Source organism: Cronobacter sp. JZ38 (assembly GCF_008932145.1).
Lineage (GTDB): Bacteria > Pseudomonadota > Gammaproteobacteria > Enterobacterales > Enterobacteriaceae > Cronobacter > Cronobacter muytjensii.
Map to the genome: position 1 here is coordinate 324,274 of NZ_CP017662.1, position 14,850 is coordinate 339,123.

Annotated in this window: 14 protein-coding genes; all 14 read right to left on the bottom strand. The window is 49.4% G+C overall.

The features are described 5' to 3' along the window. Window positions 1-247: 247 nt before the first annotated feature. Window positions 248-775 (bottom strand): fimbrial protein, encoded by a 528-nt coding sequence (locus BJP61_RS01470; RefSeq protein ID WP_171997694.1) that lies wholly within the window; start codon window positions 773-775, stop codon window positions 248-250. 63 nt (window positions 776-838) lie between these two features. Further along, on the bottom strand, window positions 839-1,414 hold the full coding sequence (locus BJP61_RS01475; protein WP_171997696.1) for a fimbrial protein: 576 nt from the start codon (window positions 1,412-1,414) through the stop codon (window positions 839-841). 52 nt (window positions 1,415-1,466) lie between these two features. After that, entirely contained in the window at window positions 1,467-2,006 is a 540-nt protein-coding gene (locus BJP61_RS01480) for a fimbrial protein (RefSeq protein WP_161580123.1), read from the bottom strand. Between the two features lie 59 nt (window positions 2,007-2,065). Next, complete coding sequence (locus BJP61_RS01485) at window positions 2,066-2,587, bottom strand: fimbrial protein (RefSeq protein WP_161580122.1); 522 nt, start codon at window positions 2,585-2,587, stop codon at window positions 2,066-2,068. 60 nt (window positions 2,588-2,647) lie between these two features. Further along, window positions 2,648-3,190, bottom strand: a complete 543-nt coding sequence (locus BJP61_RS01490) for a fimbrial protein (RefSeq protein WP_171997698.1) — start codon at window positions 3,188-3,190, stop codon at window positions 2,648-2,650. 107 nt (window positions 3,191-3,297) lie between these two features. Next, window positions 3,298-4,275, bottom strand: coding sequence for a fimbrial protein (locus BJP61_RS01495; RefSeq protein ID WP_255485449.1), 978 nt, complete (start codon window positions 4,273-4,275; stop codon window positions 3,298-3,300). A gap of 5 nt (window positions 4,276-4,280) precedes the next feature. Then, on the bottom strand, window positions 4,281-6,740 hold the full coding sequence (locus BJP61_RS01500) for a fimbria/pilus outer membrane usher protein (protein ID WP_161581964.1): 2,460 nt from the start codon (window positions 6,738-6,740) through the stop codon (window positions 4,281-4,283). 9 nt (window positions 6,741-6,749) lie between these two features. Further along, on the bottom strand, window positions 6,750-7,457 hold the full coding sequence (locus BJP61_RS01505) for a molecular chaperone (RefSeq protein ID WP_161580118.1): 708 nt from the start codon (window positions 7,455-7,457) through the stop codon (window positions 6,750-6,752). 450 nt (window positions 7,458-7,907) lie between these two features. Beyond that, window positions 7,908-8,438, bottom strand: a complete 531-nt coding sequence (locus BJP61_RS01510) for a fimbrial protein (RefSeq protein ID WP_171997702.1) — start codon at window positions 8,436-8,438, stop codon at window positions 7,908-7,910. Between the two features lie 393 nt (window positions 8,439-8,831). Next, window positions 8,832-10,910 carry an ATP-dependent DNA helicase RecG gene (gene recG, locus BJP61_RS01515; RefSeq protein ID WP_171997704.1) on the bottom strand — a complete coding sequence of 693 codons (2,079 nt, stop codon included), beginning with the start codon at window positions 10,908-10,910 and terminating at the stop codon, window positions 8,832-8,834. 3 nt (window positions 10,911-10,913) lie between these two features. Next, entirely contained in the window at window positions 10,914-11,603 is a 690-nt protein-coding gene (gene trmH, locus BJP61_RS01520; RefSeq protein WP_038866528.1) for a tRNA (guanosine(18)-2'-O)-methyltransferase TrmH, read from the bottom strand. Between the two features lie 4 nt (window positions 11,604-11,607). Then, on the bottom strand, window positions 11,608-13,728 hold the full coding sequence (gene spoT / locus BJP61_RS01525; protein WP_038866530.1) for a bifunctional GTP diphosphokinase/guanosine-3',5'-bis pyrophosphate 3'-pyrophosphohydrolase: 2,121 nt from the start codon (window positions 13,726-13,728) through the stop codon (window positions 11,608-11,610). A gap of 19 nt (window positions 13,729-13,747) precedes the next feature. After that, window positions 13,748-14,023, bottom strand: coding sequence for a DNA-directed RNA polymerase subunit omega (gene rpoZ / locus BJP61_RS01530; RefSeq protein WP_000135058.1), 276 nt, complete (start codon window positions 14,021-14,023; stop codon window positions 13,748-13,750). Between the two features lie 54 nt (window positions 14,024-14,077). Further along, window positions 14,078-14,701 (bottom strand): guanylate kinase, encoded by a 624-nt coding sequence (gene gmk / locus BJP61_RS01535; protein ID WP_075192763.1) that lies wholly within the window; start codon window positions 14,699-14,701, stop codon window positions 14,078-14,080. Window positions 14,702-14,850: the final 149 nt, after the last annotated feature.

Here is a 14,850-nt window from a genome sequence, read left to right on the forward strand (position 1 = left end):
TGCCAGCCACCTCCTTGTTAATTGCCTGTTTTTCAGTTTCAATTCTATAAAAAAGAGATTGCGCGTTTTATTTATGGGAATATAAATCAGTTGGTGGCCAGGTTATAGCTAACAGATAAGGTGGTTTTTTATTACGCACCGATAACAACGCTTGTTGTAAAAAACTATAATTTCGGCTGGGGTTAATAACCTGTTTGCCCGGCTATCCTCAGTAAAAAAATGCCTGTCAGAGACAGGCATAGTGTGTTTACAGTCTTTCAATTTGTACCGTAACTGTACTGTTAATATTACCCGCAACCGCCTCTTGATTTTTTAACTGCACCATTTGCAGGCCAAAGGTGCCTCCTCCTTGCGCAGAAATTCGACCTGTATTTACTGGTACAAGCTCATTCTGCTCGTTAAAAATGCCGATCCCGACGCCTTTTGCCGCCGTTTCATCATTAAGAGAGTTTGTGAGCACAGTGCCATCAGCATCATCGGCAGCGCCGGTGAATTTATAGGCAATTTTACCTTCTTCAACCAGTTTGTCGCATTCGGCTCCGCCATAAACGCTGGCACGAACAATAACGGGGGAAGTGGCATTATCACCCTGCTTAATCAGCGTATCTGAGTTTTCCAGAATAGAAACAGAGCTTTCGCTCAGCGCCACGCTGCAGGAAAACTCAGCCGGTCTCAGCGTGCCTGAAATTGCGATATTCGCGGCGATATCTGTAGCCTGTGCTGCGCTGGCCATAAGCAACGTCGCGCTTATCAGACCTGATAATACTTTTTTCATTTATTATATCCTTATTAATAAGTGATAGAGAACCTGGATTAACTGAGTAATCCAAACCGTGCTTTAAAGACGTTCGATCTGCACTGTCAGGTTGGTCTGAATATTACCAGGCGTAGCTTCCTGGCCTTTCAGGTTCACCAGTGAGAGGTAGAGTGGGAAAGAAGCCGATAAATCGGTTGCCTTTCCGTTCTCATCTGCACTCGGGAAAGTTGCAACCGTCACATTGGGTGTAATAAGATTATGTTTCATATCGGTGAGTTGAATACCAACGCCCTGTGCGGCAGTACTGCTTGTATCCGTATTCGCCAGAGTGTTTCCTTCAATGCTATCCGCAGTCCCAAGGAATTTCAGGCCAATATTTTTATAGCCTTCATCGGCATCGCAGTTTTTTCCACCCAATTGTACATAAACATGATCGTCTGCATCGAAAGGGTTAATATTGCTCCCCTGAACAGGTAAGGCTTCATCATCATGATGAAGAGTGAGTACATATTTACTCATTAATACGGTGCAGCCGCTTGCAGCGGTTTGCAGCCGGCCGTAGATAACCATATCGTGCCCGTCGTCCTGCGCTTCTGCCGGGATTGAACCGGCAATAAGCGTAGCACCCAGAGCGAGGCTTAATGCCATTTTTTTCATAATAGTTTTCTCATTCAAAAAAACTGATAAGCTTACTTAGTCGGTTTTTATTTCAGAGGCGCACGACCTCAATTGTCATGGCACTTTGAATACTGCCTGCTTCCGGCATCTGGCCATCAAGCTGCACTATTTGTAAGCCCAGACCAATTGGCGTAGTAGGATTTATAATTGGACGGTAAGTAGTAATATTGAGCGGACTGCCGTCAGGGTTATAGAGACCAACCCCTACACCTTTCGCAGCGCCTTCGCTGGTAGCCATATTGGCAAGCACTGTTCCATTGGCATTATCAACCGCGCCCGTGAATTTAATCCCGACCCGACCCGATTCAATTTTATCGATGCAAGTCAGATCACCGCCAACCGTCACGGTAAAAGTGCTTTTGAGATGAGCTGCACTGCTACCCTGTAACGGGAGTTTATCGATTGAATCGTCAAGTGCGATGGAGGTGGTTGAAGGAAAAACTGTACAATCCCCTTCGCTTGGCGCGCTTAACACACCGCTAATATCTACCACAGCGGAGCGATCTTCGGCGTGCGTTGCGCTGACAACGAAACAAGAAGAAAGTAATAAACCAAGTATCGCTTTTTTCATTTTAATATCCCTTTATATATAAATTGGATAAAAGTGAATTAATCCTGTAGGACACCGACTTACAGACGCACAAGATCGAGGGTCAGGGTGCCATGGACGCCTCCTTCAGTCGGAGTTTGCCCATTTAATTTAACCAGTTGGAGATTAATTTCACCGATCGCCCCGTTAACAGGGATCACGCCGCCATTGATATTCAGCGGTGTTTTATTTTTATCAAACACACCGATACCAACGCCTTTGGCGCCATTTTCGCTTACATCATTATTAGCGATTACCGTACCATCAGCATCATCCGCAACGGCATGCAATTGGATAGAAAGTTTTTCTGGCGCCGGGCAAAAGCCGCCCACATTACCGATAGATATAGGTAAATTTTTGGGTGCGGTAGCGTTGGTCCCTTGCGTAATAAGCTGGTCAGTTTGACCAGTCAGAGAGACAGAGGATTCAACATAAATATAGCAGTCAGAATTACCTTTCATAACGGCGCCACTAATCTGCAGCGAGGCTGAATTATCTTCAGCACAGGCAGCGCCAGTGGCGAATAAAGAAGAGAGCACCAATGCCATTAATGCTTTTTTCATTTTCACTATCCTTATGTAAAGCAAAAAGCCTCCATGAAACCATGAAGGCTTGAGTTATGCTTACAGACGTTCGATCTGAACGGTCAGAGAGCCCTGAACGGCGCCTACGGTTGGTTCCTGGCCTGCCAGCTTCACCAGGCCCAGTTGAAGTGTGTAAGCCGAAGTGGTTGCAGTTACAGTATCTTCATTAATACTCATCGCTTCGCCAGTCATGTTGTAAATCCCGATGCCAACACCTTTTGCAGCTGTTTCCTGGCTGGCACTGTTTGCAAGGGTAGTGCCATCGACGTTGTCAGGGGTACCGATGAATTTATAACCCAGCTTGCCTTGAGCCAGCATATCAGTGCAGTTATTATCACCGCTGACACTTAAATTAACGCCTTTCAGCGTGTTAGGTTTTTGCCCAGCTTCAACCATTGTAGAAATATCTTCGGTCAGGTTTACTGTTGCATCCGACAGGGTTACAGAGCACGTAGACTCGGTTGCGGTAACGCTACCAGTAACAGCCAGGGTGGCAGAAACATCATTTGGATTTATTGTTGCCTGAGCTGCGCCAACCATAAACAGTGTAGAAATAGCTAAACCTAAAACAGTCTTTTTCATAATAAATATCCTTATATTTTCCTTGAATGTGAAATAGGCGAAGCGCAATATCCTATTTATATAGGAGGGTAATTACACTTCCATATTTCTTTTTCCTTAAAAATTATTTAAAGGTAATTGATGTGCAACGTTATTTGTGCTTTAACGTTTCCCTTCGTGATTTTTTCGCCCGTTCTGGCATATCGTACGAAAAGAGGTAAATCAAACCCACTTTGCTTCTGTGGAAACAGGATTTCCATCGGTTTCCCAGGAAATAGCACGCTGCTGTTATAAAGCATTTCTATCCCTACGCCTGACGATGGGTTTTCTGGAGCTACATTTTTAAATACCGACGGCAGTTTTGGATCATTCGCGCCTTCAATATTAATGCTGGCTTTTATAGTATTCAGGCATAATAAATTAACGTTTACAGGATGACTTTTTCTGGCTCCGTTGTTTTCCAGTGCGGTTGCATCAATAGGCGGCAAATCAATCTGTGGGTTTAACACCTGAATAGCACAGTGTGCCTTTGCCGCTAATACTTTTACCGCCATATTCACTACCAGCGAGTTATCATTCAGGAATAACAGCGACGGCAGTCGAAGATTCAGCGTACCACTCTGGATTTCACCTGTTTTTACCGCCTCGATGCGAAGCTTAATATCATCGGTTGTGATAGCGGCGTGCGATAAATCAGCAATCGGTGCGCTGAAAGGTAATACCCATTCTTTGCGCGTAGCGCCTGGTTTGTCATAAATCACCGTCAGACGCAGCCCTAAACCAGTCAGGGTTGTGGAGAATGTATTAAAACCGCTCCGGGAAGCCGTTATCCTTCCGTTCAATACCTTACGGATTTGTTCGCGGCATTCGCTGGTAATAGCACGATGCGAGCCGGTTAATTGTGCCAGGGATGCTTCTTTTCTGTAGAGCACAGTGCCGGTTGGCTCCGTTGCAATACGTGCTGGCAACTGTACCGTAACCGGTACGGTTAAATTAAGCGGCTCGGTTCGTTTTTCTGTTTGGCACCCTGCCGCCATGGTCAGGTCGCTATGAAAAAGCGCCGCCAGAATCGCTGCCTTAGCAAAGCGAGAAATTGTCTTTTTCATCGTCATTAATGGCACTCGATATTCAATAAGGCGACCGGTAGTTTGGCACCACTTTTCGCCGGTAATTCCAGGGGCGCTGTGCACTGTTTCTTATCACCCCAGGTAAAACGAACGACGCCTTTATCGGGCGCGGTATTCAAATACACCTGACCTGCGTCACCAACATAATAAGTTTCGTCACTACCTTCGATGCGCGCGCGCGCACCAAATGGCAGATAGTTACCGTTGTATTTAACGGTAAGCACAGCTTTACGACCACTTATCGCCACAAACTGGGCCATTACAATGGCGTCCTTCGTTGGCACGACCTGAGTAGAAGTACTGGTAAAATCAACCTCTTTACTGGCCCGCGTATCGATACTTAATGAGTTGCGGTGATAGGCACGTAAATCTGGTACCAGCGCATAACCTCGCGAATCGGTCATGATATTTTGACCACCTTCCAGCGCGACATTTGGTGTGTCTGGAATGGCAACCAGTGCCATGCTGTTATTTGAGTAACGGCCAGCGGTAATACCATGACGATGAGCGACAAGGCTGCCCGATGCGTTCCAGGTAACGTACTGATTTTCATCAGCGTTATAGGTTACGTTCATCTCGCCATACTGGCCCTGGTAGTCGATGCCTGCCGAACCGCTCTGGGTATCACTCTGCTCATGCTGCGAGGCATAAGAAAGTTGTGTATTCCAGCTCAGATCCTGGCGATCGCCTACTTTACCGGTGATGCCTACCTGATTCGACAAGTCGCCCTGCAAACCTGATGTCGCCGTATAGTTCACCATTGGCTGAGCGCGCGGGAATACTTCGCTAAGTGGCAGCGAAAGCGTCAGCGCCAGCTGTTTATCCCATTGCGGATCGCCTTCGTTACGCGTCATGCTGTAAGCCAGCGAAAAACTGAGCATTTTGTATGAACCGTTCCAGCCAACCTGCCACATCCGGGATACAGAATTATCTTTATTCTCGCTACGGTTCAGTGTGGTAAAGAAACTATGCGCATCCGTTACCGACTGGTTAACCGTCAGGTTGTACTCACGCCGTGTGCGTTTGTCGTCAAATAACGTTTCAGAATCTGCCCAGTCGCTGAATGACAAGTAGTCATGCAGGTAATAGCGGCTGTCCAGTTGTATCTGGGTATCCGTTTCCGGGATATCGTTACGATAAGTCAGGCGTACCATGTCGCCTGTATATTCCGGCGTATTTTCACGGCGCGCTCTGCTACGCGTAACATCCACGGCAATACCGCCCAGGCTCTTAAAATCAAAACCCAAACCCAGGCTGAACGCTTTATATTTTTCATGGTACTGACTACCGCCATACACAGTAGTATTAAGCGGTAAGCCCCAGGACAGAGACGCCTGCAGAATTTCCGGTTTTTTATTTCCGGATTCGGAAGACGAAAGATAGTGGCCTACGGCCAGGTTATATTTTACCTGCCAGGTACGCAGAAGCTGTGGGACGCTGGAATAGGCAACAGTGCTGCGTGACTCAGAGCCGTCAGCTTCAGTCACGACGACTTCAAGTTTTCCGCCATTTGAAACCGACGATAGATCGCTAATCACAAAAGGCCCAGGCGGCACAGAACGTTGATAAACAACGTTACCGTTTTCGCGCACCGTTACACGCGCATTACTTTTAGCAATACCACGAATAATCGGCGCAAAGCCTGTAAGCTGATCCGGGATCATGTCATCATCCGAACTTAGCTGTACACCTCGAATTAGTAAGCTATCAAATACATCTCCAGTTGTGCTGTCATCGCCCAGAGTCAATTCACCTTTTAAGGTGTGGATAGCTGTTTCAACATAATTACTGATGCTCTTCCAGCTTTCCTCATTACTGACCGTTGAGTTATTACGATAACGCCAGCGTCCTATGTTTACGCCATTAGTCAGGTTAGCGAAGACTGAGTTTGAAACGCCGTCATTACGCGATAAATATTGCTGCCCGGAAAGTTGGTACATTGTGGTCAGCGCAGGAATACCATCGTCCCATTCCTCCTCCGGAATGCCCATGAGCGATTCATCACGTAGTACCGTTTGGGGGATAGCAATCTCAAGCGCCATTTTTGAGAAATCAAAACTGGTTTTTGTACCCGGCAATTGTTCTTCCATCGGTTCACAGGTGTTTTTAACTTCATTATCCTGTGCTTTGGAATCCACTTTGCTCATATCCACCCCCAGCTTCTGATAAGTTTTAAAAGAGAGGCATGGAACAAGTTGCTTCTCTTTATTCAACTCAAACCGAATGCTACTGACCATGGCTACACTGCCATTTACACTAATGTGTACCCGGTAAGTCCCGGGCGGTTGATAACCTTGGCTCAGCAAGCTGGTATCGCTAATAGCTGCGTTACCATTCACTGCTTGTAACAGGCCCGGGTCAAAATATTCACTTGCTAATACTGACCTGGAAAATATTGCCGTTGCTACAAAAGCGGCAAGCCACTTAATCCTTGTGCTGCACATAACGCCCTTTTATTTGAGACGTTGTGTAAATTTTTTGGATGCAACGCCAAAATCGTTAACAGCACTCCACTCGACATTTGCGCCGGCAGCTGGGGTGTGTTTAAGGTGGTAAGTCTTGTTTCCAAAAGGTGGGATAACCGTATTATTGTCAATAACGGAAACCGGTATCGACTCTTTATCTACAGATATATTGTCCAAAACCACGTAAAACGCTGAAGTATTATCAACTTTTGCTGTATTACCTGAAACGGACCAGCTCAGGTTTTTAACCGCATCACCCGGATCGCCCTTCAGACCTTCAGGACGGAAGAAGAATTTAATGCGGTTGTTAATCGCCAGCACCATACGGTTTTCAACTTTCGACTCTTCATCATTTAAACCAGGTACGCCTTTGACGTCCAACCAGAACAAGCTCTCACGGTCAGCAGGTAAACCGTTGCCCAGATAAACAATGCGTATAACGTTATCGCTTTTAGGCGCTAAGCGAAATAAAGGAGGCGTTACAACAAACGGCAGGTTTTTTTTAACCGTGCTGTCGCCAGCATCCAGCCACGATTGAATAAGATAGGCTCGCTCTTCATTACTATGAACAGTAACAGATGCGTCTCCATCTTTTTCATTGTAAATCAGTCGATCAGCATTTAAGGTTAATGCAGCACTGGACATTCCTGACCAGAAAGCCGCAGTTAAAAAAGTTGTCAGCAGCAGTTTTTTCATTTTCAATCCATAAAAATTGAGAGAGACCTGTGGATTGCATCATCAAAGATTTAACTCACAGGTATATGTTTATAAAAATAAAAGTAGAGCCTTTTATTTTGTTCCGTTAATAACAATCGTACTGAACTAACACCATTTACTTTGTGTTTAAATTCCACTTCTACATAAAAGAGTAACGCGCCCTCTTGCGCTGGCTTTACGAAAAACGTTATAAACAACCGTACACTTTCCATACAGTGCATAAGTACAACATGGGATGCTCCAATGTTGTTTTACGCTTTATTAGCAAGCGGCGTTAGGTTTATTGATATTTTCCGTAATTTTCATTCCAGCGCAAGGGAAATTATAATAGTGGAATTTTTATACCTTATGGGAAATTAACGTTAACTCTCTCATTACGACATCCTGCTGCTGCACAAACACGGCACAATACTGTATTGCCTGTGCTGTTTACATGCGGTCAATTTGAATTGTCAATGAGCTTTGCACTGAACCGGGAGCGGGGGATTGATTTTTTAGCTTTACCATCGCCAGGTGGAAAGGATAGCTGCTAACACCCGGCATGACATATCGAGAGCTGACGTTCGGCGTAATAATTTCGCCTGCTGCATCATAAATACCTACGCCAACACCTTTGGCAGCGGCACTCCCTTCATCGGCGTTACTAAGCGCAGAGCCATCTCCGGCAGCATTACCTATGAAATTAAGCGCAACACCACTGCAGTTGCTACCTGTCAACATGGCAGATACCGCATCACGAGCAACAGCATCCGGGAGGAAAGTGCCCTGTTCAGGTAAAGAGGCAACATCCTGATTTGGTAAATGCACGAGTGATCGGCTCAACTCTATAGCGCAACTGCCGGTACTGTCCTGTACTGAACCACTAATATTTAGTGTTGCTGGAATATCATCCGCGGCAGTAGCTGTAGCAGAAGCCAGTACGCTGCCTACTGCAACGATTAACAGTAATTTTTTCATCATGGAGTCCTGTAATTGAATAACGACTGCCCTGTACGTGAGTTATTTAATCCAGATGACAAACTTCGTCTTGCTCAGCTCTACGATTACCAGGCTGTTTCGATCATAGTATGGGCCCGTAAAATTAGTCAAACTCCGCCTGTAACGTAGCGCCCCTTAAAAAGTAAATATATTATTTTCTTGAATGTGTTTTTCTCTTTTTTATCTTGATGGGATTGTTTATTAATGTATAACCTGCGCATCGAAACTTGTTTTTCGGAGGAGTAGCTGCTTTTATTTATTTTAAAAATAAATGACGGCGTTTAATTGATGAGATTGATTGGTGATGTTCTAAAAAAGGAATAGATTATTTGCGGTGTAAATATGTTGCTTCGGAGTCAAAACAGGAAGCATTGTTTACGCATTCGAGTATTTTTCCGTTTCCGGCATCCAGCGTTCAATCAGCGCTTGTGCGTGTTCCGGATATTGCTCATGGATATGGCGGGCGATACGCTGCACTTGCGGGATAACCGCCTGATCACGCAACAAATCCGCAACTTTAAATTCAGCATTGCCCGTCTGGCGTGTACCGAGCAGCTCGCCGGGCCCGCGGATTTCCAGATCTTTTTGCGCAATCACAAAGCCGTCATTACTGTCGCGCAGCACCTGCAGGCGCAGTTGTGCGGTTTTCGACAATGGAGATTTATAAAGGAGTACGCAGTGGGAAGCCACGGCACCGCGTCCGACACGTCCACGTAACTGATGTAACTGCGCGAGACCGAGACGCTCCGGATTTTCGATAATCATCAGGCTGGCATTAGGGACATCCACACCAACTTCAATCACGGTCGTCGCCACAAGAAGATGCATCTCCCCTTGCTTAAACGCTTGCATCACCGCCTGCTTTTCTGCAGGTTTCATACGCCCATGCACCAGCCCCACATTAAGATTAGGCAACGTGGCTTTAAGCTCTTCCCATGTCGCCTCTGCCGCTTGCGCTTCCAGGAGGTCCGACTCTTCTATCAGTGTACAGACCCAGTAAGCCTGACGGCCTTCCTGACAGGCGCTGCGTACGCGCTCAATAATCTCGCTACGGCGGGTGTCCGCGATGGCAACGGTCGTGACCGGTGTGCGCCCTGGCGGAAGTTCATCAATCACAGAGGTGTCGAGATCCGCGTACGCAGTCATCGCCAGCGTTCGGGGAATTGGCGTCGCTGTCATTATAAGCTGATGGGGATGAAAGCCTTGCTGTTGGCCCTTTTCCCAGAGCGCCAGGCGCTGATGCACGCCAAAGCGATGCTGTTCGTCAATGATGACCAGCGCCAGACCGTTGAACTGCACCTGTTCCTGAAAAATCGCATGAGTGCCGACAACCATCGATACCTTACCGCTTGCGATAGCGTCTTGCTGAGCCTGGCGCGTTTTCCCTTTCTGCTTACCCGCCAGCCAGCCGACTTCAATGCCGAGCGGTGCGAACCAGTTGCGAAAGTTATTAGCGTGCTGCTCGGCCAGGAGCTCTGTCGGTGCCATCAGCGCCACCTGTTTGCCGTTGGCAATCGCGCGCAGCGCGGCAAGCGCGGCCACTAACGTTTTACCGGAACCGACATCGCCCTGCACCAGCCGCATCATCGGGATATCCAGCGCCATATCGCGTTCGACTTCCGCCACTACGCGCGCCTGAGCGTTCGTCGGTTTGAAGGGCAGCGAGGCGAGCAGCTGGTTTTTGAGCGAGTCTTTCGCAGTGAGCGCCAGCGCATGATAACGCTGTGCACCGGCGCGTAGTGCCAGCATGCTCAGGTTGTGCGCCAACAGTTCTTCAAGAATCAGCCTGCGCTGCGCCGGGTGTTGACCGCTTTCTAAATCTTCGAGCTTCATATCCGGCGGCGGGCGGTGTAGTGTGCGCAGCGCCTCCGGCAGACTCATCAGCCCCTGCGATAGCTCTGGCGGCAGCAGCTCAGCGATAGCGCAGGTATCCAGCAGCTCCAGCGCCTGCTCGGTAAGCTTACGCAACGTTGCCTGGCGAACGCCTTCGGTGGTCGGATAAACCGGCGTCAGGGTCTCCTGCATTTCCGGCGTACTCAAATCGCCCTGAATACGGTATTCAGGGTGAATCATCTCCGCGCCGAATTTGCCACGTTTCGCTTCGCCATACGCCAGTACCCGGCGACCAGCCGACAGGCTGTTTTTCATCGCTGCGTTGAAATTGAAAAAGCGCATCGTCAGGATACCGGTGCCGTCGCTGATCTGGCAGGTCATCATACGACGGCCACCAAACGTGATATTGCAGTTCAGCACTTCGCCTTCCACCGTGGCATATACGCCGGGCAGAAGATCGTTGATGGGATAAAGATGGGTGCGGTCTTCATAGCGCAGAGGAAAATGCAACAGCAGATCCTGTACGGTATGCAGACCGATTTTTGCGAGCTTTGCGCTCTGGCTGGCGCCCACGCCGGTCAGTGAGCTTAACGGTACGGCATCCAGCAGACGGCCGCGCATCGCTTACTCCGCGGCCTGCATGGTGGCCCACCAGGACTGTGGCGCATCGATCTCGCCCTGCTCATTCACGCGAGGGTAGGGCAGGCCTTTACGCTTCGCCACGTTTGCCAGCACCGGGTAGCCGCCTTCAAACAGCAGACGTTGCTGCTCATCTTCAGGCAACGCGCTGTTGGCACGCTGGTACATGCCCGCGTTTTGCCGCTGACGCTGCGCTTCGTAAAGGATCAACGCCGAAGCGACAGAAACGTTGAGCGACTGCACCATGCCGATCATCGGAATGATGATGTCCTGGTCGGCAAGGCGTAGCGCTTCCTCAGTGATACCGGTTTTTTCCTGCCCCATCAGGATGCAGGTCGGCCGCGTATAGTCGATTTCGCGAAAATCTACAGCTTTATCAGAGAGATGTGTTGCGAGGATCTGCATGCCGCGCGCTTTCAGATGGCCCACAGCTTCGCTAATAGTGCGGTGCGTTTTGACTTCCACCCAGCTGTTGCTGCCTGCGGCGGAAGAGGCCATCGTACGCATCCGGTTTCCCGGCCAGACGGCGTGGACTTCATGGACGCCCACCGCGTCTGCGGTACGGATAATAGCCGAGACGTTATGAGGCTTATGAACCTGCTCCATGCAGACGGTCAGATCAGGCTGACGCCGGGCCAGCATCTCGCAGATACGCGCGTAACGCTGAGAATTCATAAAGTTAGTTTCTGTTACGAGTGACTTTAATCACGTCCGGCATCACGCGAATTTTACGCATGATATTCGCCAGATGAACGCGATCGCGCGCCGTGAGGCGAATGAAGGCGCTGTAAACGCGGCCATCTTTCTCTTCAGTGTTCAGGCTCTGAATATTAGAACCTGCGGTATTGATTGCCGCAGTGAGGTTCGCCAGTGCGCCCTGGTGGTTAAACATATCTACCTTAATTTCGGTGATGAACTCTTGCTCGGTCTCTTTATCCCATTCCACCGCCATAAATTTCTCAGGCTCTTTCTGGTAGCCACGAATATTTCGACAGGATTCATGATGGATAACGAGACCTTTGCCAGGGCTGACGTGCGCGACGATCGGGTCGCCCGGAATCGGGCGACAGCATTTAGCGAAGGTAATCAACACGCCGTCCGCGCCTTTAATCGGCAGATGACTGTGACCTGATGCCGGCACGCTCGGCTGATTGCTGGTGGCCGCTTCGCCCTGCAGCAGGTTTTTCGCAACCACGACGCTCATCGCGTTGCCAAGGCCGATTTCCGCCAGCAGATCGTCAAGCGTGGCGAGCTTCATGCGCTCCAGTTCACGCTGGATGTGTTCCGGCGGGATTTCCGCCAGTTTACGGCTGCCACCCAGCGCATGGTTCAGCAGACGGCGACCCAGGCTTACCGAATCATCGCGCTTGAGGTTTTTCAGCATCTGGCGGATTTTGGCACGCGCTTTGGAGCTCACGACAAAGTTCAGCCAGGCGGCGTTCGGACGAGCGCCTGGCGCTGTGATAATTTCTACCGTCTGACCGCTGGAAAGCGACTGGGAGAGCGGATAGGGCTGGCGATCTACGCGAGCGCCCACGCAGGCGTGGCCGATATCCGTATGCACCGCATACGCGAAATCGACCGGCGTCGCGCCTGCCGGCAACTCGACAATGCGCCCTTCCGGCGTGAAAACGTAAATCTCATCCGGGAAAAGATCGGATTTAACGCTCTCGATAAATTCAAAGGAACTGCCCGCACTCTGCTGAAGCTCCAGCAGGCTTTGCATCCAGCGCTGGGCGCGGATCTGCGCAGTGGTGCTGCTTTCGCCATGCTCTTTATAAGCCCAGTGCGCCGCGACACCCATTTCTGCCATCTGGTCCATATCTTCGGTGCGGATTTGCACCTCGACAGGCACGCCATGAGGACCAATCATGGAGGTATGAAGCGACTGATAGCCGTTCGCCTTTGGAATGGCGATGTAATCTTTCATTCGGCCGGGGCGAGGCTTGTAAAGGCTGTGCATCTGGCCAAGCACGCGGTAACAGGTATCGACATCCTTTACGATCACGCGAAACGCGTAGATATCCATAATGGAGTGAAACCGCTGCTCCTTCAGCACCATCTTGCAATAGATGGAGTAGAGGTGTTTTTCGCGACCGCTGACGCGGCATGGAATACCCGCTTCCTGTAAACGTCCTTCGATTTCAGAAAGGATTTTCTGAATCATCTCTTTACGATTCCCGCGCGCGGCCTTAACGACCTCTTTAATAACGCGGTAACGGTTAGGATGGAGCGCTTCGAAACCCAGCTCTTCCAGTTCGGTTTTCAGATGATGAATACCGAGGCGGTGAGCCAGTGGGCTATAAATCTCAAGGGTTTCACGGGCAATACGACGACGCTTATCCGGGCGAAGCGAGCCCAGCGTGCGCATATTATGGGTACGGTCAGCGAGTTTGATCAGAATGACGCGGATATCCTGCACCATCGCCATGATCATTTTGCGAAAGTTTTCGGCTTGCGCTTCTTTTTTGTCGCGGAATTTCAGCTTATCGAGCTTAGAAACCCCTTCCACCAGTTCGGCAACGCTTTTACCGAACAGCTGTTCCATATCCTGGTAGGTAGCAGGCGTGTCTTCAATCACATCATGCAGTAGCGCAGCCATCAACGTTTCATAGTCGAGTTTCATTTCGGCCAGAATACAGGCCACGGCTACTGGATGAGTGATGTAGGGTTCGCCACTTGAACGTGTCTGTCCCTCGTGAGCATCACGTGCAACGAGATAAGCCTGCTGCAGACGCTTAATCTGGTCCGCAGGCAGGTATTGTTGAATCAGTTGATTCAGGCTTTCAAACAGATACAAGGGCTACCCGCACAAGTTATTAACGACGGCCTTCAGCGATTGCGGTAACGGCCTGCAGTTCTGCGGCTTCCTGCTCCTGCTGCTCCTGGCGCTCACGTACGTCGAGGATCTGGTTGTTAATCAGACCTTCTTCAATTTCACGCAGCGCAATAACAGTGGTTTTATCGTTTTCTTCCGGTACCAGCGGATCTTTGCCGCCTACCTGCATCTGACGAGCGCGACGCGCGGCGACCAGTACCAGGTCAAAACGGTTACCAATTTTCTCTACAGCGTCCTGAACAGTTACGCGTGCCATATTTAAAAAGCTCCACAGGTGAAGAAATGACTGGGCATGATACTGAAACTACGCTCAGTCTGCCAATAGTTTGGTGATTAAAGCGTCATGTCGCTGCTTCTGGCGGCTCATACGCAGACGTTCGGCGCGCAGAATGATTTTTAAGTCAGACAGCGCCGTATCAAAATCGTCGTTAACGATAAGGTAATCGTACTCTGCATAGTGGCTCATTTCCGCTACGGCCTGCGCCATACGCTTTGCAATCACCTCTTCGCTATCCTGACCACGACCACGCAGGCGGCGGTTAAGCTCTTCCTTTGATGGCGGCAGGATAAAAATACTGCGCGCGTGCGGCATTTTTTCACGGATTTGCCGCGCGCCCTGCCAGTCGATATCCAGGAAAACATCTACGCCGGTCGCCAGCACCTGTTCAATCGCGGCGCGCGACGTCCCGTAATAGTTGCCAAACACTTCCGCATGTTCAAGAAACGCATCTTCGGCAATCATCGCTCGAAAACGATCATGATTAACGAAAAAGTAGTGTTCCCCATGCACTTCGCCAGGACGCGGATCGCGGGTGGTATGCGACACCGACACTTGTGAGTCATAGAGCGGTTGCGTCTTTAAAAAAGCCTGAATAAGGCTGGATTTACCCGCGCCACTGGGAGCGGAAACAATATAAAGCGTGCCTTGAGCCATGTGGTATTTACGTCTGTTGGTATGCGAATAGAGGTGCGTATACCGCCTTATTATACACGTCGCGCTACGCTGGCGCAGTCTTTGTCGCAGGGTTAGCGCCTCTTTGCGCGATTTTGCGAGACATTATCCAGAAAAATTGTCTCGTTTAT